Source organism: Curtobacterium sp. SP.BCp, assembly GCF_051903255.1.
Classification (GTDB): domain Bacteria; phylum Actinomycetota; class Actinomycetes; order Actinomycetales; family Microbacteriaceae; genus Curtobacterium.
Genome location: NZ_CP194338.1, coordinates 3,025,564 through 3,045,630, shown reverse-complemented (window position 1 = coordinate 3,045,630; position 20,067 = coordinate 3,025,564). Strand labels below are relative to the sequence as shown.

General features: G+C 72.0%; 22 protein-coding genes. 10 read left to right on the top strand and 12 right to left on the bottom strand.

All coding sequences use genetic code 11. The features are described 5' to 3' along the window. Positions 1–48 precede the first annotated feature (48 nt). The 7 genes from ACRQ4C_RS14445 to ACRQ4C_RS14415 all read right to left on the bottom strand — a co-directional run bounded on the left by ACRQ4C_RS14445 (position 49) and on the right by ACRQ4C_RS14415 (position 4,080). Entirely contained in the window at positions 49–612 is a 564-nt protein-coding gene (locus ACRQ4C_RS14445; protein ID WP_439689153.1) for a hypothetical protein, read from the bottom strand. After that, the gene (locus ACRQ4C_RS14440; protein ID WP_439689152.1) at positions 609–1,184 is read right to left on the bottom strand and encodes a DUF6286 domain-containing protein; all 576 of its coding nucleotides are present in this window, start codon (positions 1,182–1,184) and stop codon (positions 609–611) included. Before ACRQ4C_RS14440 ends, ACRQ4C_RS14445 begins: the two co-directional genes overlap by 4 nt. A 9-nt stretch (positions 1,185–1,193) precedes the next feature. Further along, on the bottom strand, positions 1,194–1,508 hold the full coding sequence (locus ACRQ4C_RS14435; RefSeq protein WP_290133980.1) for a hypothetical protein: 315 nt from the start codon (positions 1,506–1,508) through the stop codon (positions 1,194–1,196). Beyond that, a complete protein-coding gene (locus ACRQ4C_RS14430) occupies positions 1,505–1,696 on the bottom strand; it encodes a DUF2273 domain-containing protein (RefSeq protein ID WP_022902999.1) in 192 nt (63 codons plus the stop codon). Before ACRQ4C_RS14430 ends, ACRQ4C_RS14435 begins: the two co-directional genes overlap by 4 nt. Further along, positions 1,689–2,138 (bottom strand): Asp23/Gls24 family envelope stress response protein, encoded by a 450-nt coding sequence (locus ACRQ4C_RS14425; protein ID WP_290133981.1) that lies wholly within the window; start codon positions 2,136–2,138, stop codon positions 1,689–1,691. The genes ACRQ4C_RS14430 and ACRQ4C_RS14425 overlap by 8 nt, the downstream gene beginning before the upstream one ends. A gap of 187 nt (positions 2,139–2,325) precedes the next feature. Then, complete coding sequence (locus ACRQ4C_RS14420; protein WP_439689151.1) at positions 2,326–3,483, bottom strand: helix-turn-helix domain-containing protein; 1,158 nt, start codon at positions 3,481–3,483, stop codon at positions 2,326–2,328. Positions 3,484–3,492: 9 nt separating this feature from the next. Continuing rightward, positions 3,493–4,080: a hypothetical protein gene (locus ACRQ4C_RS14415; RefSeq protein WP_439689150.1), complete on the bottom strand. Its 588-nt coding sequence runs from the start codon at positions 4,078–4,080 to the stop codon at positions 3,493–3,495. A 133-nt stretch (positions 4,081–4,213) separates the two neighbouring features. On the opposite strand from ACRQ4C_RS14415, the gene ACRQ4C_RS14410 reads away from it, so the two are divergent. From ACRQ4C_RS14410 to pgi, 5 genes are all read left to right on the top strand, one after another. Continuing rightward, on the top strand, positions 4,214–4,516 hold the full coding sequence (locus ACRQ4C_RS14410; protein WP_439690914.1) for a metal-sensitive transcriptional regulator: 303 nt from the start codon (positions 4,214–4,216) through the stop codon (positions 4,514–4,516). A 29-nt stretch (positions 4,517–4,545) separates the two neighbouring features. Next, the gene (locus tag ACRQ4C_RS14405; RefSeq protein WP_439689149.1) at positions 4,546–4,764 is read left to right on the top strand and encodes a heavy-metal-associated domain-containing protein; all 219 of its coding nucleotides are present in this window, start codon (positions 4,546–4,548) and stop codon (positions 4,762–4,764) included. After that, the gene (locus ACRQ4C_RS14400; RefSeq protein WP_439689148.1) at positions 4,761–7,004 is read left to right on the top strand and encodes a heavy metal translocating P-type ATPase; all 2,244 of its coding nucleotides are present in this window, start codon (positions 4,761–4,763) and stop codon (positions 7,002–7,004) included. Before ACRQ4C_RS14405 ends, ACRQ4C_RS14400 begins: the two co-directional genes overlap by 4 nt. 61 nt (positions 7,005–7,065) lie before the next feature. Beyond that, the gene (locus tag ACRQ4C_RS14395; protein WP_439689147.1) at positions 7,066–8,076 is read left to right on the top strand and encodes a nitronate monooxygenase; all 1,011 of its coding nucleotides are present in this window, start codon (positions 7,066–7,068) and stop codon (positions 8,074–8,076) included. A gap of 198 nt (positions 8,077–8,274) precedes the next feature. Further along, entirely contained in the window at positions 8,275–9,981 is a 1,707-nt protein-coding gene (pgi, locus tag ACRQ4C_RS14390; protein ID WP_439689146.1) for a glucose-6-phosphate isomerase, read from the top strand. 92 nt (positions 9,982–10,073) lie between these two features. Here the strand turns inward: pgi and ACRQ4C_RS14385 are convergent, their stop codons facing one another. Next, the gene (locus ACRQ4C_RS14385) at positions 10,074–10,988 is read right to left on the bottom strand and encodes a LysM domain-containing protein (protein ID WP_439689145.1); all 915 of its coding nucleotides are present in this window, start codon (positions 10,986–10,988) and stop codon (positions 10,074–10,076) included. Positions 10,989–11,080: 92 nt separating this feature from the next. Here ACRQ4C_RS14385 and ACRQ4C_RS14380 point away from each other — a divergent pair, with 92 nt between their 5' ends. The 5 genes from ACRQ4C_RS14380 (at position 11,081) to ACRQ4C_RS14360 (ending at position 16,348) form a co-directional block, all read left to right on the top strand. Further along, the gene (locus ACRQ4C_RS14380) at positions 11,081–11,590 is read left to right on the top strand and encodes a hypothetical protein (protein WP_439689144.1); all 510 of its coding nucleotides are present in this window, start codon (positions 11,081–11,083) and stop codon (positions 11,588–11,590) included. Positions 11,591–11,735: 145 nt separating this feature from the next. Beyond that, positions 11,736–13,193 carry a sugar porter family MFS transporter gene (locus ACRQ4C_RS14375; protein ID WP_439689143.1) on the top strand — a complete coding sequence of 486 codons (1,458 nt, stop codon included), beginning with the start codon at positions 11,736–11,738 and terminating at the stop codon, positions 13,191–13,193. A gap of 141 nt (positions 13,194–13,334) precedes the next feature. Then, complete coding sequence (locus tag ACRQ4C_RS14370) at positions 13,335–14,039, top strand: DUF4396 domain-containing protein (RefSeq protein WP_439689142.1); 705 nt, start codon at positions 13,335–13,337, stop codon at positions 14,037–14,039. Positions 14,040–14,060: 21 nt separating this feature from the next. Then, entirely contained in the window at positions 14,061–14,510 is a 450-nt protein-coding gene (locus tag ACRQ4C_RS14365) for a MarR family winged helix-turn-helix transcriptional regulator (protein WP_439689141.1), read from the top strand. Positions 14,511–14,578: 68 nt separating this feature from the next. Then, positions 14,579–16,348 (top strand): chloride channel protein, encoded by a 1,770-nt coding sequence (locus tag ACRQ4C_RS14360; RefSeq protein ID WP_439689140.1) that lies wholly within the window; start codon positions 14,579–14,581, stop codon positions 16,346–16,348. A gap of 57 nt (positions 16,349–16,405) precedes the next feature. On the opposite strand, the gene ACRQ4C_RS14355 is transcribed toward ACRQ4C_RS14360, so the two are convergent. The 4 genes from ACRQ4C_RS14355 to ACRQ4C_RS14340 are packed head-to-tail and all read right to left on the bottom strand — an operon-like array spanning position 16,406 to position 19,983. Further along, the gene (locus ACRQ4C_RS14355; RefSeq protein ID WP_439690913.1) at positions 16,406–17,380 is read right to left on the bottom strand and encodes a zinc-binding dehydrogenase; all 975 of its coding nucleotides are present in this window, start codon (positions 17,378–17,380) and stop codon (positions 16,406–16,408) included. A gap of 26 nt (positions 17,381–17,406) precedes the next feature. After that, entirely contained in the window at positions 17,407–17,829 is a 423-nt protein-coding gene (locus ACRQ4C_RS14350; protein WP_290133993.1) for an organic hydroperoxide resistance protein, read from the bottom strand. 22 nt (positions 17,830–17,851) lie between these two features. Further along, entirely contained in the window at positions 17,852–18,325 is a 474-nt protein-coding gene (locus tag ACRQ4C_RS14345; protein ID WP_439689139.1) for a MarR family winged helix-turn-helix transcriptional regulator, read from the bottom strand. Between the two features lie 47 nt (positions 18,326–18,372). Then, a complete protein-coding gene (locus ACRQ4C_RS14340) occupies positions 18,373–19,983 on the bottom strand; it encodes a DHA2 family efflux MFS transporter permease subunit (protein WP_439689138.1) in 1,611 nt (536 codons plus the stop codon). Positions 19,984–20,067: the final 84 nt, after the last annotated feature.

The following is a 20,067-nucleotide window of genomic DNA, read 5'->3' as shown; positions in this document are numbered from 1 at the left end:
GGTGGGGGTGGTCTCCCGGGGTCTGGTGGGGTGGGTGGGTGGTGCGGTCTACTGCACGCGGGTGGGTTTGGCCAGGGCGGCGCGGGTGCCGCCGGTGAGGTGGACCAGGATCGGGACCTGGCGGCCGAGGGTGCGGTCCAGCACGCCGATGGCGTGGTCGACGGCGTCGAGGACGCTCACGGCGTCGCCGCCGCGGCGCACGGTCACCCGGATCCGGGCGGCGCGCTGCCGCTTGACCAGGTACGTGTCGACCTTCGAGCCGACGACGTCGCGGACGTCGGCGAGTTCGTGGTCGATGACGTCCCGCACGAGCGCGACGTTGATCGTGACCTGGTCCTCGCCCGAGCGTTCCCGGACGGCGACGGACGTGCCGCCGCGGCCGCGGGTGAACACCCACAGCAGTGCCAGCACGATCACCACGACGCACGCCGCAGCGACGATCCACAGCGACGCCGCGGGCACGGTGAGGCTGGTGGGGAACGTGAGGTAGGGCCCCAGGGCGTCGCGGACGGCGGGCAGGACGCCGGCGCCGATGGTGAGGCCGACGAGGACGGCGACGAGTCCGAGGACCAGCAGGATGATGCGGTTCAGGGTGCGGTTGCTCTTGGTCATGCCAACGTTCCCTTCTCCTCCACACGGACCTTCACACGCTTGCCGAACCGCTCGTCCAGACGACCCAGTCGTTGCTGCACGGCGTCACGGACGCGCTGCTCGTCGACCGGGACACCGGTGACGGGCACGACGCGGACCTCGGTGCTCCGGCCGCGGGCGGTCGCAGAGGTGTTGTCCTCGGGGACGCCGGCGGCGAGTCCGGCGGCGTTCGCTGCCGTGGACGCGAGGATGCGGGTGTCGATGACCACTGCGCCCCGGTCGTGCTCGACCGCTGACCGGTGCTGCCGGCCGGGCTTGAGGGCCAGGACGATCAGCACGACGCCGAGGACCACGAGCACGACCGCGACGACCTCGACGATCGTCACGAACGCGGCGTCGGGCTTGAGTGCGGCGTCGACGACCGTCTGCGGGTCCGCCAACAGCGGCGCCGCGCCCACGGCCTTGAGGACCGACTCGGTGCCGATCCACGCCGCCACGAGGACGAGCACCACGAGCGCGACCGACACCGCGGTGGAACGGGACGGGTGCACGCTCCGGCGACGGATGCGTCGTTCGACGGAACCGTTGCTCATGACGACCTCCTAGCGGACACGGCCGTCGTGCTCGCGCACGATGCCGGTGAGTTCGATGTGGGTGGAGCCGACGCGTCGGCCGGTGAGGGCCGCCACGCGGTCGCGGATGTCACCGGCAGCGCGGCCGGTGGCGGTGACGAGGTCGTCCTGCGCGCGGACGGGGCTCTCGACGTCGATCGTCAGGGCCCCGGCCGCGTCGCCGAGTCCGACCCGGACCCGCTTGGCGGGGGCGCCGAGCCGTTCGGCTGCGACGGCCCGCGCGAGCGAGTTCAGAGCCCGGGCGGTGACCTCGACGCGGCCGGGCACGCCCGGGCCGGCGGTCACCGGGAGCTCCGACGTCCGGTCAGCACGTCGGTCAGGGCACCGCGGTCGATCTTGCCCGAGCTGATCGCGGCCACGAGGGCCCCGATCGCACCGAACACGATCACGAGCACGAAGCCCCAGAAGCCGAACTGGAGTGCGACGACGGCGAGGATGGCGCCGATCAGTGCGCCGACGAGTGTGTTACTCAACGCGGGACTCCTTCTTCTCGTCGTCGTTGTCGTCGTCGCCCGGGATGTAGACGTCCTGGACGGTCACGTTGACCTCGGCGACCTCCATGCCGACGATCTGCTCGAGGGCCCGTGCCACACCGGAGCGGACGCCGTCGGCGACCTGCTGGAGGGCGACCGGGTACTCGGCGACGATCACGACGTCAGCGGCGACCTGCTTCTCGCCGACCTCGACCTTGACGCCCTGGCCGAAGTCGCGCTGGCCGATCGCGTCGCGGATCGCACCGATCGCGCGGGCCGCACCGGTGCCGAGCGAGTGGACGCCGTTGACCTCGCGGGCGGCGATGCCGGCGACCTTCGCGACGACGGTGTCGTCGATCACGGTCTTGCCCGAGGCGCTGGACGAGCCCGCTGCGGCGGTGCGCGGCGTGGTGGTGGTCGAGGTGGTCGTGGTGTCAGCCATGGTTGCTCCTTCCGTGTCCCGCCGGGCGTTCCCAGCGGTTGCTGTTCACGGATGAGACGGGGCACCACCGACCGTCGTCACGGCGGTCTGAGAGGAATCAGTGGACTCCCAGGAAGGGTCGCGGAGCGCACTGGTTCCTGTACCCCGGCGACTGACGCGGATGACCGGGACGCGGGAAGCGGCTGCCTCAGTGCGTCCGGACTGCGGCCGGCTCCGGAGCCTTCCGTCGCCGGACCGCGGCGACGTAGGCGCTCGGCGTCGTTCCGTGTTCGGCCTGGAACAGCTGCTGGAGTCGACGCGGTCGGACACCGGCGGCCTCGGCGATCCGGGACACCGTCAGGCGGTCGTCGACGTGCTGCTCGATGAACGCGACCGCGAGCCGGAGTCGCGCGTTCGACCGGTCACGGAGCGTCGCCGCAGGGTCCTCGCCGAAGCGCTCCCGGTAGTCGCGTGCGAACCGCCCCGGGTTGGTGAAGCCCCAGCGGGCGGACACGGCCGAGACGGTCTGGTCATCGCCCTGGAGCAGCTCGTCCCGGACCCGGTCGAGTCGGTGGTCGCGGAGGAACCGGCGTGGACTCGTGCCCATCGTGCGGGCGAACACCTCCTGGAGGCCGCGTTCGCTCAGCCCGCAGGACGCCGCGATGCGGGCGACGGACGGACGTTCGGCGCCGTGCTCCTCGATGAAGCGCACGGCGTCTCGCAGCCGGTTCGCCACCGGCACGTCGTCCCCGCGGTTCCGGATCGGGAACGTGTCGAGCACGACGGTCGCCAGCCGGCGGTTGAGGGCCGTCCGCATGGGGCCGGTCACGCGCTCGTCCAGGAGGGAGCACTGCAGTTCGCGGAGCAGCCGACGGAGTGGCTCACGTCGTGCGATCGCCTCGTCCTGCTGGTCGAAGAGCAGCGGGCCTTCGGGCAGCCGGAAGCCGAGCTGCCGTCCGACCTCCCGGAGGAACGAGTCAGCGACGTGGATGCCGTGGTAGATCGTGCCGGACGACTCGAAGCGGTACGCCTCGGACGCGGACGCGATGTACGGCGTTCCCGGTCGGACGACCCGCGTCCGGTCCGGGAAGTGCATCTCGAGCTCGCCCTCGGTCAGCCAGAACACCACGTGGTCGGTCCGCGGCCCGATCACCCCGCCACGGCGGCCACCGAGGGCCCGCATCGAGCGGAGGGTGAGGTCGTCGTCACCGACGACCGTGTACTCGTAGCGGGTGTCCGGTGTCGCGTAGGTCTCGCTCGCGAACTGCCGCCCGGCGTACTCGGACGTGAAGATCGTGCCGTAGTCCGTGCCGTCATCGTGCGTGTACCGCGCTTTCCGGAACCCGTTGGACGACGCGGTGCTCATGGGGACTGCTTACACGATCGGGGTGAAGACCCACGCCGTCCCGCCGGACGCGAGGTCGACCCGGACGCGTCGCTGACCGGGTCCCGCACGGCGGTCCAGGATCGCGAGCTGCCACTCGGCGTCGAGCCGGAGGACCGAGCCGGCCACGGAGTCGTCGGGCCTGCCCGGACGAGACGCACCATCCTCGAAGCGCCACCCGGGCACGACGTCCTCGACCACGCTGAAGACCCGGCCGAACAGTGCGTCCTGCGTCGCCGACCCGGCGAGGTCGCCCACCGTGAAGACGTGGAACTCCTCACGCACGGGACGCGGCGCGCGCGGACCGATCCCCGGTGTCGACGTCCACACGAGCGCCCCCGCCAGCCCGGTCAGCCCGAGGTGCACCAGCCCGATCACCGCGAGGATGCCGCCCCAGACGATGCCGGAGTCGTCGGTCTCGCAGCCCTCCCAGGTCTGATCCGAACCGTTCGACTCGACCAGACACCAGCCCGATGCGTGCACGGTGACGATGACGGCGACGAGGCCCACGACGACGAGGACGAGGGCGAAGACGCCGAGGCCGACGACCCAGCGCTGACCGGGGGAGAGACGATGCACGAGACCGGAACGTAGCGGACCGCCGGCCGACACGGGAAGGTGATCCGTGCCTCCCGTCCGGGTGTCGTGGCCCCGCGACCTGGTGACCCGGAATACCCCAGGGGGGTACCCTGTTGTCGTGGACGGAGGAACCATGCACGAGGACTCGCACGCGCACGTCGGGTACATCGGCGACAAGGACGACCTGCTCAAGCGGCTCCGCCGCGCCGAGGGCCAGGTGCGCGGCATCGCGCGCATGGTCGAGGACGAGACGTACTGCATCGACGTCCTCACCCAGATCTCCGCGGCGAACCGTGCGCTCGAACGGGTGGCACTCTCGCTGCTCGAGGACCACCTCAAGCACTGCGTCGCCGAGGCCGTCGCCGAGGGCGGCGACGCCGCCGACCAGAAGGTGCGCGAGGCGAGCGACGCGATCGCCCGCCTCGTGCGCTCCTGAACCGACCGAACCCGATGGAGGGAACCAGCATGACCACCCAGACCCTGCTCGTCACCGGCATGACCTGCGAGCACTGCGTGATGAGCGTCACCGAGGAACTGTCCGAGGTCGACGGCGTCCAGGGCGTCGAGGTCGACCTCGTGCCCGGCGGCTCGTCGACCGTCACGGTCACCTCGGACGCGCCCGTCGACGACGACGTCCTCCGCAGCGCAGTCGCGGAAGCGGGGTACGAGGTCGTGCGGTCGTGAGCGACGTCGAGCTCGACATCACGGGCATGACCTGCGCCTCGTGCGCGAACCGCATCGAGCGGAAGCTCGGCAAGCTCCCCGGGGTCACGGCCACGGTGAACTACGCGACCGAGAAGGCGCAGGTGCGTGTCGAGGACGCCGCCGACGTCGACGTCGACCGGCTCATCGCCACCGTCGCGTCGGCGGGGTACGGGGCGACGGTGCCGACTCCGCCTGCGGCATCCACGGACACACTCCGCCCGGACGACGAGACCACGCTGCTCCGTCGCCGGCTCGTGGTGTCGGCGGTGCTCGCGCTCCCGGTCGTCGTGCTCTCGATGGTGCCGGTCCTGCAGTTCCCGAACTGGCAGTGGGCGGCGCTCGCCCTCGCTGCGCCCGTCGCCGTCTGGGGCGCCCTGCCGTTCCACCGTGCCGCGTGGGTGAACGCGCGGCACGGTGCCGCGACGATGGACACCCTCGTCAGCGTCGGCGTCGCCGCGGCCTTCCTGTGGTCGCTCTACGCGCTGTTCCTCGGCGACGCCGGGGTGCCCGGCATGCACATGGCGTTCTCGTGGTTCGCCGCCGATCCGGAGGGGACCGAGCTCTACCTCGAGGTCGCGTCCGCCGTGACGGTCTTCGTGCTCGCCGGGCGGTACATGGAGGCCCGCGCGAAGCGGGAGTCCGGGGCGGCGCTGCGGGTGCTGCTCGAGCTCGGAGCGAAGGACGCGTCCGTGCTCCGCGGTGGGGACGAGTCGCGCGTGCCGGTGTCGTCCCTCGTCGTCGGTGACGTGGTGGTCGTCCGGCCGGGCGAGCGCATCCCGAGCGACGGCGTCGTCCGGGCGGGGTCGTCGGCGGTCGACCTCAGCATGCTCACCGGCGAGGCGGTCCCGGTCGAGGTCCGGACCGGCGACCACGTCACCGGGGCGACCGTGAACGTCGGCGGCCGGCTCGAGGTGACGATCACCGCGGTCGGTGCCGAGACGGAGCTCGCCCGAATGGGACGGCTCGTCGAGGAGGCCCAGACCGGCAAGGCCGACGTGCAGCGGCTGGCCGACCGGGTGTCCGGGGTGTTCGTGCCCGTGGTCATCGGACTCGCACTGCTCGCGTTCGTCGGCTGGCTCGTCCTCGGTGGCTCCGTCACGGCCGCGTTCACGGCTGCGGTGGCGACGCTCATCATCGCCTGCCCGTGCGCGCTCGGACTCGCGACACCCACGGCCCTGCTCGTCGGGACCGGACGGGGATCGCAGCTCGGCATCCTGATCGGCGGTCCGGAGGTGCTCGAGCGCACCCGGACGGTCGACACGATCGTGCTCGACAAGACCGGGACGGTGACGACGGGTGCGATGACCGTGCGGGCCGTCGTGCCCGCGAACGGCGCTGGACCCCGACCCCGACTCCGCGACGTCGACCTGCTCGCCCTGGCCGCCGCCGTCGAGGACGGCTCCGAGCACCCCGTTGCCCGGGCAATGGTCGCTGCTGCACGAGACCGCGGTGTCGAGGTCGTCCGCGCCGACGACTTCGTCGCGACCCCGGGTGCCGGTGTCCAGGCCGTCGTGGACGGCGACGCCGTGTTCGTCGGCGGCCTGGAATGGGTGCGCGACGCGTGGGCGGTCGACGTCCCGTCGGACACGGTGGACGCGGTCGCTCGTGCGGAGGCCGACGGAGCCACCGCCGTCGTCGTCGCCCGGAACGGCAGGGCCCTCGGCGTGGTCGTCGTCGGGGACACCGTGAAGGACGAGTCGGCGGTCGCGGTCGAGCGCTTCCGCGCGCTCGGCCTGCACCCGGTGCTCCTCACGGGAGACAACGGCGGTGCCGCACGAGTGGTGGCCGACGCCGTGGGCATCGACGAGGTGCACGCCCGGGCGACCCCCGCGTCGAAGCTCGACACCGTGCGGCGGATGCAGGCCGAGGGCCGGGTCGTCGCGATGGTCGGCGACGGCGTGAACGACGCGGCAGCGCTCGCGGCGGCCGACCTCGGCATCGCGATGGGTGCCGGGACGGACGCGGCGATCGCCGCGAGCGACATCACCGTGGTGAGCGGCCGGCTGACGGTCGTGGCGGACGCCGTCCGGTTGTCCCGCTCGACCCTGCGCACGATCAAGGGGAACCTGTTCTGGGCCTTCGCGTACAACGTGGCGGCGATCCCGCTCGCGATGGCGGGACTGCTGAACCCGGTGCTCGCAGGGGCGGCGATGGCCTTCTCGTCGGTGTTCGTCGTCACCAACAGCCTGCGACTGCGGCGGTTCCGACCGACGGCCTGATGCTCGACGGCCTGATCCTCGACGGCCCGACGCTCGCCGGCTGCCGCGGCAGGATGGGCACATGCGTTCCCTGCCCGGAGTCCTCGGTACCGCAGCGCCCGTCCACGTCGCACCGATGGCCGGCGGCCCGAGCGCGCCCGGCCTCGTGGTCGCCGCAGCCCGCGCCGGGCACCTCGCGCAGATCGCCGCCGGGTACCAGACGGTCGACGCCATGACCTCGCAGGTCGCGGCGGTCCGAGCAGCCGGCGTCGAGGCCTTCGGGGTGAACCTGTTCGTCCCGAACCCGGTCCCGGTGCAACCGGAGGCGTACGAGGCCTACCGCGCCGAACTCGAGCACGAGGCCGGCCGGACACTGCCGCCGCGCCACGAGGACGACGACGCCTGGTCGGACAAGGTCGCGGCGCTCCTCGACGACCCCGTCCCGGTCGTCTCGTTCACGTTCGGCCTGCCCGACACATCGGTCGTGCAGGCGTTCCGGCGTCGCGGCGTCGTCACGGTGCAGTCGGTGACGGACCCCGTCGAGGCGGTCGCGGCAGCGGAGTGCGGCGTCGACGTCCTGCTCGTCCAGGGGGAGGCCGCCGGTGGGCACTCCGCCGTGCTCGATCCGCGGGTGCCCGTGCGGGCGGTGCCGCTCGTGGAGCTGGTCCGGTCCGTGGTGGCGGCGACGCCGCTGCCGGTCGTCGCGGCCGGCGGCATCGGCGGAGCGGAGGACGTCGGCGAGCAGCTCGCGGCCGGAGCCTCGGCGGTCGCCGTGGGCACCGCCGTGCTGCGGACCGACGAGGCGGGGACGTCGTCGACCCACCGCGCAGCGCTCGCGGACGCGGCCTTCGACCGCACGGTGCTCACGCGGGCCTTCACGGGTCGTCCGGCCCGGGCCCTCGCGAACGCCTTCACCCGCGCGCACCCGGACGCGCCGCTCGGCTACCCGGCGCTGCACCACCTCACGCGGCCGCTCCGGACCGACGCCGCCGCGAGCGGCGATCCGCACCGCCTGCACCTGTGGGCGGGTCGTGCCTGGCGGGCCGCGTCCGACGGTCCGGTCGCCGACGCCCTGGAGGCGCTGCTCGCCTGACCCGGGCGCGCTGCGGGCGCCGAGGTGGTCCGGATCCGGCACCTGTCCTGCACAGGCGGGGCCCGGCGAGGGTCCGTCCACAGCGAAGGCGGACTGTGCGCGGGCGCACCGCGACGGCACTACGCTCGAACGTGGTCCGCGACGCAGTGCTGCGGTGACCGGCGGACTGTGTTCCCACGTGATCCAGGAGGACCCCTCGTGACCGAATCCGCTCCCGTCGACCCCACATCGACCGACGGCTGGAAGAAGCTCGCCGCCATCGCCGACGGCTTCACCCCGGACCTGCGTGGGTGGTTCGACAGCGACCCCGAGCGTGCTGCGAAGTACACGTTCCAGGCCGCCGACCTCACCGTCGACCTGTCCAAGGGCCTCGTGACCGAGGAGATCCTCGCCCGCCTGCTGCAGGTCGCCGAGGACACCGGCGTCGCCGAGCGCTTCCGCGCGATGCTCGCCGGTGAGCACATCAACGTCACCGAGGACCGCGCCGTCCTCCACACGGCGCTCCGTCGCCCGGCCGGAGCCTCCCCGGCGCTCGTCGTCGACGGGCAGGACGTCGACGCCGACGTGCACGCGACGCTCGACAAGGTCTACGCGTTCGCCGAGCAGATCCGCTCCGGCGCCTGGACCGGCGTGACCGGCAAGCGGATCGAGACCGTCGTCAACATCGGGATCGGCGGCTCCGACCTCGGGCCGGTCATGGTCTACGAGGCCCTCAAGCCGTACGTGCAGCAGGGGCTCGAGGCCCGCTTCGTCTCGAACATCGACCCGGCCGACATCTACGAGAAGACCGCCGACCTCGACCCCGAGACGACGCTCTTCATCGTCGCGTCGAAGACCTTCGGCACGCTCGAGACCCTGACGAACGCCCGGCTCGCACGCCAGTGGCTCTGGGAGCGTCTCGGGCTCACCGACGGCTCCGACGAGGACAAGGCGAATGCGGTCGCGAAGCACTTCGTCGCCGTCTCGACCGCCCTCGACAAGGTCGCCGCGTTCGGCATCGACCCGGAGAACGCCTTCGGCTTCTGGGACTGGGTGGGCGGCCGCTACTCGGTCGACTCCGCGATCGGCACCGCCGTGGTCGTCGCGATCGGCAAGGAGAACTGGGAGCAGTTCCTCGCTGGGTTCCACGCGATCGACGAGCACGTCCGCACGACCCCGCTCGAGCAGAACGTCCCCGTCCTGATGGGGCTGCTCAACGTCTGGTACTCGAACTTCCTCGGTGCCCAGAGCCACGCGGTGCTGCCGTACACGCAGTACCTGCACCGCTTCCCGGCCTACCTGCAGCAGCTCACCATGGAGTCGAACGGCAAGCGCGTCCGCTGGGACGGCAGCCCGGTGACGACCTCCACCGGTGAGGTCTTCTGGGGCGAGCCCGGCACGAACGGCCAGCACGCGTTCTACCAGCTCATCCACCAGGGCACGAACCTCGTCCCGGCGGACTTCATCACGATCGCGAACCCGCCGCGTCCCCTCACGGACGAGACCGGCGACGGCAAGGGCGTCCAGCCGGGCACCGACGTGCACACCCTGTTCCTCGCGAACTTCTTCGCGCAGACCAAGGCGCTCGCGTTCGGCAAGACCGCCGACGAGGTCCGCGCCGAGGGCACCACGGACGAGGGGATCGTCGCCGCGCGCACGTTCCCGGGCAACAAGCCGACCGCGTCGATCCTCGCGCCGGAGCTCACCCCGAGTGTCCTCGGGCAGCTCATCGCGCTGTACGAGCACATCGTGTTCACCGAGGGCACCATCTGGGGCATCGACTCGTTCGACCAGTGGGGCGTGGAGCTCGGCAAGCAGCTGGCGCTGCAGGTCACCCCGGCCGTGGAGGGCGACCGCGACGCGCTCGACGCGCAGGACTCCTCGACCAAGGCGCTCATCGCGAAGTACCTGGAGCTGCGGAAGTAGCACGCGACCGGACAGCAGACGGGAGGCCCGTGGCGGATCCGCCACGGGCCTCCCGTCTGCACGCACGCACGTACGTGCGGCGCGCGAGCGCGTCAGCGCGCCAGTGGGTCGAGGTTGAGCGTCGTTCCCTCGTAGAGGTACTGGTCGTCGCCGAACACCTGCACGCCCTCGTTCAACCACACGAGCGCGCGCACGCTGACGCCGAACCGCGCCGCGACGTCACCGATGAGGTCGTCCGGCGCCACGACGTAGGACCTCGGCGCGCCACTCGGCGTCGTCGCCGTGACCTTCCCGGCAGCGTTCGACCGCGCACCACCGTCGACGGGTCGCACGTTCGTCGTCCGTGCGGGCACCGACCAGCGAACCGTCGTCACGGCGAGGACCTTGCCGGGGCCGAGCTCGACCGGGACCGCGGCGTCCGGCCCGGCGGACGAGTACGTCACGAGGGTGGTGAGCCCGGACGGCTCGACGCCCGACCCGTCGAGCGGCACCGTCGCCGAGGATCCCGGTGCCGCGGTCGCGCCGCCGAGCTGGTGGTCGCCGACGCCACGGTAGGTGAGACCGTCGCCGACCGCCCGCGGCTTCTCGAACAGGGAGACCGACACCGGGACGGGCAGCGTCGACGTGAAGCCGGAGTACTGCGCCGAGAACGTGTCGTCCCCGTCGGAGACCATGCGGAAGTGGAAGTGGACGCTGCCGAGCGGTGACGCGACGTTCCCCTCCGCCACGACCGTGCCGGCGGCGATCCGGCTCAGGGTCGGCTCGGGAGCCGCCGCTTCCGACGGCTCGGGGGTCGGTGTCCGCGGATGTGCCGACGCCTCGAGCAGGGCCTCGGCCGACGACTCGTCCGGCGTCGGGGTCGGGCTCGCGGAGACGCTCGCGGAGGGCGAGGTGCGTGTCGGTCCCGGAACGGGCTCCGGGCCGCGGAGCAGCGCGCACCCGCCCAACGTGACGATGCCGATCGTCACGAACCCCAGCGTGGCGACCGTCCTCGGTGCAGTCCTCATCGTGTTCCCCCTCCCGCGCGATGCTAACCGGAGGGAGACCGTGCACGCGAACCGGTCGCTCGCTGTCGGCCCCAGGCGTTAGCGTCGTCGGCATGGACCGTTCCGAGATCCTCGCCGCAGCAGCAGCCGCCCACGCCGCCCGCATCGCCGAGTCCGGCGGGGACGACGCTGCGGCCCGAGCGCGAGCCGAGTCGGTCGCGGCGCGCGATGCCCTGGCCGACGATGCTGCCCGGGATGCCGCTCGTCGACGGTCCGACGAATCCGCCCGCGCCGCCGACCGCACCGAGGGGGTGCTGTCGGACTGGCATCGGATGGGTACCCGTCGCGGTGTCAGCCCCGACGACCAGGTCCGCTCCGCGTGGTCGATCGCCGGTGTCCCCGAGCAGGGTGGTGCCCGAGCCCTCGCGAACGTGCTGCTGTCCACCGCAGGGCACGCCGGCCGTGTCGCCGACGCCGCTCGGCGCGACCCGAAGCTCGCCGGAGCCGCGAGTGCTGCGGCGCGCCGGACGGTGCGTCGGTACACGGACCACGGCGCGGGCATGGCCTCACTGGGGGACGTCCTCGGTGACGAGTCCCCGCGGCGGGAACCGGACGAGCACTGACGGTTTGGACCGCTCCGACGCTGACCAGGGCTTTCGTGGACCGATCCAAACGGTCTGACGACAGAATGACTGATTGACAGGACATGGATTCGGGTTACGATCGCTCCACGCGATGAAGCGCGATCACGGACGAAGGAGTCACCGAATGGTCGACATCAAGCCGACAGCACCGGCTGTCGCACTGCCCCCCGTCGGCACGGGGCCGCACCGCCGCCGCCTCGGCGTGCTGGCCCTCGTCGCCACCTTCGGCGGCCTGCTCTTCGGGTACGACACCGGTGTCATCAACGGTGCCCTGAACCCGATGAAGGCCGAGCTCGGCCTGACGAACCTCACCGAGGGCGTCGTCACGAGCTCCCTGCTGTTCGGCGCGGCGATCGGCGCGATGCTCGGCGGTCGGGTCGCCGACGGGTGGGGGCGCCGGAAGACGATCATCCTGCTCGCCGTCGCGTTCTTCGTCGGCACCCTCATCTGCGTCTTCGCCCCGTCCTTCGGCGTGATCGTCGTCGGCCGTGTGCTGCTCGGACTCGCGGTGGGCGGTGCGTCGACGGTGGTCCCGGTGTTCCTCGCCGAGCTCGCGCCCTACGAGATCCGCGGCTCGCTGTCCGGCCGCAACGAGCTCATGATCGTGATCGGCCAGCTCGCCGCGTTCGTCGTGAACGCGATCATCGGCAGCCTCTGGGGTGAGGGCGGTGGCGTCTGGCGCGTCATGCTCGCCGTCTGTGCCCTCCCTGCGATCGCGCTGTTCGTCGGCATGCTGCGGGTGCCCGAGTCGCCGCGGTGGCTCGCGTCGAAGGGGCGCAACGACGAGGCGCTCGAGGTGCTCGGGCAGATCCGCTCGAAGGAGCGTGCGACGGCGGAGCTCGAGGACATCAAGCGGACGAACGAGTTCGAGGCGAAGGTCCAGCGGCAGAGCGGGTGGCGCACGCTGCTCGGCAACAAGTGGCTCATCCGCATCGTGCTCATCGGCGCGGGGCTCGGCGTCGCCCAGCAGCTCACCGGCATCAACTCGATCATGTACTACGGCCAGACAGTCCTCATCGAGTCCGGTTTCGAGGCGCAGGCAGCGCTCATCGCCAACATCGCTCCCGGTGTCATCGCCGTGATCGGTGGGGTGATCGCCCTCGCGAACATGGAGCGCATCAACCGGCGGACCACGCTCCTCATCGGGTTCTCGCTGACCACCGTGTGCCACTTCCTCATCGGCATCGCCTCGATGCTGCTCGTGACGGGCAACCCGGCGCGCCCGTGGGTGATCCTGTTCCTCGTCGTCGCCTTCGTCGGATCGATGCAGACCTTCCTCAACATCGCCGTGTGGGTCGTCCTGTCCGAGATCTTCCCGACGCAGATCCGCGCACTCGGCATGGGCAGCGCGGTGTTCTGCCTCTGGATCGCGAACGCGTTCCTCGGGCTGTACTTCCCGACGATCGTGGCGGCGACCGGCATCACCGGGACGTTCTTCGGCTTCGCCGTCGTCGGCGTCCTCGCCCTGCTCTTCATCTGGAAGTTCGTACCGGAGAGCCGCGGCCGCACCCTGGAGGAGGTTGAGGAGGGCGTCACCACCGGCAACATCTTCGTGGTCGACAAGAAGAAGGCGCGCGCCTGACCGCGCACGACTGACGGACGGGAGGCCCGTGGCGGATCCGCCACGGGCCTCCCGTCCGTCAGTCACCCGGCTGAGAGCAGCGTGGTGACCCGACCGTAGGCTCGACCTGTCGTTGTACGCGTACAAGCCGAGGTGGTGGCCGTGGTCGAGCTCGGGATCCATGCCTTCCCGTCCCCGCTCACCGCGCTCTGCGCGGTGCTCCTGGTCGTCGCGGTCGGTTGCACGGCGTTCGTCGCCGTCGACGTCGTCCGGCACCCGCCGCGGATGCGGGTGATGGCGCTCGTCTGGCCGCTGACGATGTTGTTCGGCAGCGTCGTCTGGCTCGTGTTCTACCTCCGACGCGGGAGGGCGACCGCGCCGGACCACGGCCGGTGGGCCGGGACGGCGATCGACACGAGCCACTGCGGCGCAGGGTGTGCACTCGGCGACCTGGTGGGCGAGTTCGGGCTCGCCTGGTTCCCGGCGATCGGTGCCGTCATCGGGCTGGGTTCGCTCTACCAGGACCGCATGGTCGCAGGGTGGGTCGTGGACTTCGTCCTCGCCTACCTGCTCGGCATCGGCTTCCAGTACTTCGCCATCGCCCCGATGCGCGGCCTCGGCGTCCGTGCCGGGCTCGTCGCCGCGCTCAAGGCCGACACGCTGAGCATCGTCGCGTGGCAGATCGGGATGTACGGGCTCATGGCCGTGTGGCAGCTCGTCGTGTTCCCCGCGCTCTTCGGCGGACGGGCGAGTGTCTTCTCGCCGGAGTTCTGGGTGGCGATGCAGCTCGCCATGGTCGCCGGGTTCGTGTGCGCCTACCCGGTGAACGCCTGGCTGGTGCGTCGCGGGATCAAGGAGGCCATGTGACGGGCTGCGAGGATGGTGGGCATGGCTGAGATCGACGAGGTGCTCGCGGCGTCCCGAGGGCTGCTCGGCATCGTCGCGCGTTCGCTGGCGCCCGCCCTCGAGCACGTCACCGTCCCGCAGTTCCGGCTGATCGTGCTCGTCACCACGCTGGGGCCGACCCGTGCCGGCGACCTCGCCGAGCGTCTGGCGGTCGAACCCTCCACGCTGACGCGCAACGTCGACCGCCTCGTGGCCGGAGGCTGGGTCGAGCGCCGGCCGGGTGCTGCGAACCGGCGTGAGGTGCTCGTGGCTGCGACGGACCGCGGTCGGGCGCTCGTCGACGAGGTCAGCGCGCGACGGAGCCGTGAGCTGGCGGAGGTACTGGAGCGGGTGCCCGAGGCGGAGCGGCCCGCGGTGGTCGCCGGGATGCGGGCGCTGCGGACGGCGATGGACGAGCCGCTGCCGGAGGAGGTCTCGGCCTTCGGGGGCTGACCCAGCAGTGCTCGCCTCCTTGTAGTTGCACGCGTACAATCATTGTGCTCGTACAACTCTGGAGGACCGTGTCGACATCCGCTCCCGCCCGCTCCCACCTGCACGCCGCCGGTACCCGCTTCGGCGGCGCCGCCGTCCGACTCGCCCTGCCCGCCCTCGTCGTCGGTGCCGGCGCCGGGCTCGCCGCCGTCGTCTTCCGCTGGCTCATCGAGCACGCCACGTGGGTCTTCAGCGGGCACGCCGACTACTCCGCGACCACCGGGCACCCCGTGAACCCGTGGGTCCCGTGGCTCGGCGCCGGCTTCGTGGTGCTCGCCCCCGTGGTCGGCGGGCTGCTCTACGGGCCGCTCATCCACCGGTTCGCGCGTGAGGCGCGGGGGCACGGCGTGCCCGAGGTCATGTTCGCGGTCGACCGGAACGGCGGTCGGATCCGCGGCAGCGTCGCCGTCGTGAAGGCCCTCGCGAGCGCGATCTGCATCGGGGCAGGCGGCTCCGTCGGCAGGGAGGGGCCGATCATCCAGATCGGCTCGACACTCGGTTCGACGATCGGCCGGTGGATGCGGCTGCCCGAGGTCCGGCTGAAGACCCTCGTCGCGTGCGGTGCGGCCGGCGGCATCTCGGCCACGTTCAACGCTCCCGTGGCCGGGGTCTTCTTCGCGCTCGAGCTCCTCCTCCGCGACTTCACCCCGACGTCGTTCGGCGCGGTGGCGATCGCGAGCGTGACAGCGGCGCTCGTCGGGCGCGCGGTCTTCGGCGACTCGGCGTTCCTGCACCTGCCGGCCATCGGCGGGGTCACCCCACCGGAGTACCTGCTCTTCGCGCTGCTCGGGCTCGTCGCGGGAGCGGTGGGCATCGGCTTCACCCGGGTGCTGTACCTCGTCGAGGACGCCTGCGACCTCCTGTGGCGGGCGAGCCGCGGTCCGGAGTGGCTGCGGCCCGTCGTCGGCGGCCTGCTCCTCGGCCTGCTCCTGCTCGCGCTGCCCCAGATGTACGGCGTCGGGTACCCGGTCCTCGAGCACGGGGTCGCCGGGCAGTACGCGCTCGGGTTCCTCGCCGTGCTCGTGGTCGGGAAGGTGCTCGCCACCTCGTTGACGCTCGGGATCGGCGGTTCCGGCGGGGTGTTCGCGCCGTCGCTGTTCATCGGGGCCATGGTCGGTGCGGCCTTCGGCGAGGCCGCGGCGGTGGTCGAGCCGGCCCTGCACGGGCAGATCGGGGCGTTCGCGGTCGTCGGGATGGGAGCGGTGTTCGCCGGGTCGACCCGCGCACCGATCACGGCGGGCATCATGCTCTTCGAGTTGACCGGCGACTACGCGCTCGTCCTGCCGGTCGTCGTCGCGGTCGTCATCGCGACGGCGGTGTCGAAGGTCCTGTCGCGCGACACCGTGTACACGCTCAAGCTCAGTCGCCGCGGCGTGGACCTGACCGACTCGGCGGTCCCGGTCCGCCGGTCCTCGGGGGCGACGGTCGGTGGTGCCGCGCGGCCGCTCGGCGCGCTGGTACCGGTGACCGCGACCGCAGCCGAGGCGCTCGTGGCCGTCGAGTCCGGCGGTGGGGCACCGGTCGTCGTGGTGGACGCCGAGGGACGCTTCGCGGGCGTCGTGTCCGCGCGGTCGGCCGGCGAATCGGTGCTCACCGACGTGGACTTCGCGGACCGTCCGGTGCTCGACGTCGCGTCCGACGTGACGGCGGTCCACGACGACGTCGAGCTCGACGGGGTCGTGCAGGACGTGATCGAGGCGTCGGACACCGCCGGCCTGCCGGTGGTCGACGGGGACGGCCGCCCGGTCGGGTGGCTCGCTCAGGCAGACGCGCTGCGGGCTCTGGTCCCCGCCGCCTGACGGACTGGAGGCGCGGTACCAGCTGGCACCGCGCCTCCAGTCCGTCTGCTGCGTGCGCTACGGGCGCAGGAGCACCTTGCCGACGCGGCCGGCGGTGTCGCTGGCGCGCGCCGCGGCGCGGGCCTCCTCGAACGGGAAGACCTCCGAGACCGGGAGGGTCAGCGAACCGTCGAGCACGCGCGAGATGAGCTCGCCGAAGAGCTGCTGCTTGAGCGGCGCGTCCATGGTCTTGCTGACGACCGCGCCCCAGAAGCCCTTGACCGTGAGCTGGCCGAAGATGACCTTGCCCGACGGGATCTCGAGGGTGGGGGAGGCCATCGCGCCGAACACGACGAGGGTGCCGTTCTCGCCCATCACCGAGGCGATGTCACCGGCGGCCTTGCCGCCGACGGACTCGACGCCCGCGATGATCGGGGCGCCGCCGGTGATCGCGCGGACCTGGTCCTGCCAGTCGTCCGCGTCCGTGGCGACGATGCGGTCGATGCCCTGCTCGCGGAGCTCCTCGACACCGGCGGCGCGACGGACGAGCCCGATGACGTTGATGCCGCGGGCCTTGCCGAGCTGCGCGACCATGCGGCCGACCGCACCGTTCGCGGCGTTCTGGATGAGCCAGTCGCCCTTGCGCAGGTCGAGCGAGTGGAGCAGGCTGATGGCGCTGAACGGCATCGAGACGAGCTGCGCGGCGTCCTCGTCGGTCATCGCGTCCGGCACCGGCACGAGACCCGCGGCGTTCGCGACGTAGTACTCGGCCCAGACGCCGAAGGTGCCACCGGCGACGCGCTGGCCGACCGACAGGTTCGTGACGCCCTCGCCGAGCGCCTCGACGACGCCGAGCGCCTCGGTGCCCGAGGCCGCGGGGAGCTCGGGCTTGAAGCCGTACGTGCCGCGGATGGTCCACAGGTCGTGGTTGTGGATCGGGGAGAGGACGGTGCGGACGAGGACCTCGCCGGCGCCCGGGGTGGGGACCGGGCGCTCCTCGGCGGTCAGCACGTCGGCGGGCTCGCCGAACTCGTGGTGGACGACGGCGCGCATGGCGGTGGGGGTGGTGTCGGTCATGGTCAGTCCTCCGAGACGGTGATGGTGACGTCGATGTTGCCGCGGGTGGCGTTCGAGTACGGGCACACCTGGTGCGCGGCGTCCGCGAGGGCCTGGGCCTGGTCGTGCTCGAGTCCGGGCAGCACGACCTCGAGCAGCACGGCGAGCTGGTAGCCACCGTCGCCGTTCGGGCCGATCTGCACGCGGCCGCCGACGGACGAGTCCGTGATCTTCACCTTCTGCGCACGCGCGACACCCTGGAGTGCGGAGTGGAAGCAGGCGGCGTACCCGGCGGCGAACAGCTGCTCCGGGTTCGTCCCGTTGCCCGAGCCGCCCATCTCCTTCGGGATCGCGAGGTCGAGCGCGAACGAGCCGTCGCTGGTCGCGACACGGCCGTCGCGGCCGGCACCGGTGGAGAGGGCCTCGGCGGTGTAGAGGGCTTCCATGTGGTTCCTTCCTTCGTGGGGGTCAGTGCTGCTGCTGCGCCGCGCCGGCGGGCTCGTCGGCCCGGGGCTCGGCTGCGGCGTGCATGGTGGCGGTGAGGCGCTGGAGCGTGCCGATGAGCTCGAGCGCGGCCTGCTCGTCCGGCAGCCCCATGCCCTGTGCGATGCGGGCGGGGACGTGCGCGAGTTCGGGACGGATCGTGCGCCCGCGGTCACCGAGCGTGACGGTGACGACGCGCTCGTCGGTGCTCCGTCGCTCGCGGCGGACGAGGTCGGCCTGCTCCATGCGGCGCAGGAGCGGCGACAGGGTGCCGGAGTCGAGCTGCAGGTGGTCGCCGAGGGACGAGACGGTCTGGTCGCCCTCGATCCAGAGGGTGACCAGCACGAGGTACTGCGGGTACGTCAGGCCCCAGGGCTCGAGCATCGTGCGGTACGCCTGGGTCGTCGCGCGGGAGGCGGCGTAGAGGGAGAAGCACACCATCTCGTCGGTCACGGGCATGACGACAGTGTTGCACACAACTCAGTTGTGCACAACCCGGATTTGCGTCAGTTCTCGTCGTCGGGTCGCCGTGCCCGGAGCCGCAGCGTCGCGGCGAAACCGAGCACGAGGAAGCCCGCAGCGGACCACGCCGCCGCGCGGGTCCCGTCGCTGAAGGCCTCCGCTGCGGCGTCCGCGGCCGACGGGTCCTGCTCGCGGAGTCCGGCGATCGCCCCGCCGGAGGACGTCACGACCGCGTCGGCCACCTGCGAGGCGGTCGCGGACGGGGTGCCGGCGTCCTCCAGTCGGTGTTCGAGCAGCGTGTTCGTCGAGGTGAAGAGGACGGTGCCGAGCACCGCGATGCCGAGCGCGGACCCGATCTGCCGCGCGGTGCTCTGTGCGCCGGAGGCCTCACCGCTCCGCTCGACCGGGACGTCCTGGAGCACGACGCCGGTGAGCTGCGCGGTGGCGAGGCCGACGCCGAAGCCGTACACGAACAGGCACGGCACGATCGCCCACCACGGGGTCGACGACGACACGACGAACCCGACCGCGGCGACGCCGACGATCTCCGCGCCGATGCCGAGCCGGACGATCCGGAGGGCGCCGATGCGCTGTCCGGCCGTGGCGGCGAACCCGCTCGCCACGAAGGACCCGACGGCGAGGGCGAGCAGCACGAACCCGGTCTGGAGTGCCGAGTAGCCGAGCACGTTCTGCAGCCACAGCGGGAGCGACAGGATGATGCCGAACTCGCCGAGCGACACGATGAGCGCCGCGATCGAGCCGCCGCGGAACGACGCGATGCCGAAGAGGTCGAGGGCGATGAGTGTCGAGCGGCCGTTCCGCTGCCGCCGCAGCGTCCAGAGCACGAACAGCACGCCGGCGACCACGGTGAGCCCGAACGCGTACGGGATGGGGGAGAGCGGGCCGGGCCACGACCAGTCGCCGATCCGGAGCCGCTCGGCGTTCGTCCACCACCCGTAGGTCCGCCCCTCGATGAGTCCGAACACGAGCGACGCGCTCGTGAGCACGCTGAGCACCGCCCCGACGACGTCGATCCGGCCGGCGTGCACGGCGTCGCGGGACTCGCGGACGAAGAGGAACGCGCAGACGACGATCGCGACGCCGAGCGGGATGTTGATGCCGAACGCCCAGCGCCACGAGAACGAGGTCGTGAGCCACCCGCCGAGCAGCGGCCCGACGGCGACCATGCCACCGATCGTCGACCCCCAGACGGCGAACGCGATGCCGCGCTCGCGGCCGGTGAAGTTCGCGTTGACGAGCGACAGGGTCGTCGGGAGGACCATCGCGCCGCCGACGCCCTGGACGATGCGGGCGAGCACGAGCAGCTCCCCGGTCGGTGCCAGCGCGGCGAGCACCGACGCCGCCGCGAACACCGCGACGCCGGTCACCAGGAGGAGCCGTCGCCCGAGGCGGTCGGCGAGCGAGCCGAACACGAGCAGCAGCGCCGCGAACACCAGGGTGTAGCTCTCCTGCACCCACTGCACCGCGGTCGAGCCGATGTCCAGGTCACGGACGATGCTCGGGATCGCGACGTTGACGATGGTCGAGTCCACGATGATCAGCGACACGGCGATGCTGATCACGACGAGGCCGGCCCAGCGCCGGCGGTCGATCGCGGCCGGGTCCTCGACGGCGCGGGGGTGTGGGGTGCTCATGCGGTGCCTCCTGGGATCGTCAGCATGCTGATGATCACCGTACGCCGCCTGCCACGCCCGCGTGGAGGTCGCTCACCGACGGGG

Coding starts and splice junctions, on each gene's coding strand:
- ACRQ4C_RS14410 (WP_439690914.1), top strand. CDS start 4,214: ATGCACGAGGACTCGCACGCGCACGTCGGGTACATCGGCGACAAGGAC.
- ACRQ4C_RS14385 (WP_439689145.1), bottom strand. CDS start 10,988: ATGAGGACTGCACCGAGGACGGTCGCCACGCTGGGGTTCGTGACGATC.
- ACRQ4C_RS14350 (WP_290133993.1), bottom strand. CDS start 17,829: ATGGAAGCCCTCTACACCGCCGAGGCCCTCTCCACCGGTGCCGGCCGC.
- ACRQ4C_RS14380 (WP_439689144.1), top strand. CDS start 11,081: ATGGACCGTTCCGAGATCCTCGCCGCAGCAGCAGCCGCCCACGCCGCC.
- ACRQ4C_RS14425 (WP_290133981.1), bottom strand. CDS start 2,138: ATGGCTGACACCACGACCACCTCGACCACCACCACGCCGCGCACCGCC.
- ACRQ4C_RS14365 (WP_439689141.1), top strand. CDS start 14,061: ATGGCTGAGATCGACGAGGTGCTCGCGGCGTCCCGAGGGCTGCTCGGC.
- ACRQ4C_RS14345 (WP_439689139.1), bottom strand. CDS start 18,325: ATGCCCGTGACCGACGAGATGGTGTGCTTCTCCCTCTACGCCGCCTCC.
- ACRQ4C_RS14420 (WP_439689151.1), bottom strand. CDS start 3,483: ATGAGCACCGCGTCGTCCAACGGGTTCCGGAAAGCGCGGTACACGCAC.
- ACRQ4C_RS14375 (WP_439689143.1), top strand. CDS start 11,736: ATGGTCGACATCAAGCCGACAGCACCGGCTGTCGCACTGCCCCCCGTC.
- ACRQ4C_RS14340 (WP_439689138.1), bottom strand. CDS start 19,983: ATGAGCACCCCACACCCCCGCGCCGTCGAGGACCCGGCCGCGATCGAC.
- ACRQ4C_RS14445 (WP_439689153.1), bottom strand. CDS start 612: ATGACCAAGAGCAACCGCACCCTGAACCGCATCATCCTGCTGGTCCTC.
- ACRQ4C_RS14395 (WP_439689147.1), top strand. CDS start 7,066: ATGCGTTCCCTGCCCGGAGTCCTCGGTACCGCAGCGCCCGTCCACGTC.
- ACRQ4C_RS14440 (WP_439689152.1), bottom strand. CDS start 1,184: ATGAGCAACGGTTCCGTCGAACGACGCATCCGTCGCCGGAGCGTGCAC.
- ACRQ4C_RS14355 (WP_439690913.1), bottom strand. CDS start 17,380: ATGCGCGCCGTCGTCCACCACGAGTTCGGCGAGCCCGCCGACGTGCTG.
- ACRQ4C_RS14405 (WP_439689149.1), top strand. CDS start 4,546: ATGACCACCCAGACCCTGCTCGTCACCGGCATGACCTGCGAGCACTGC.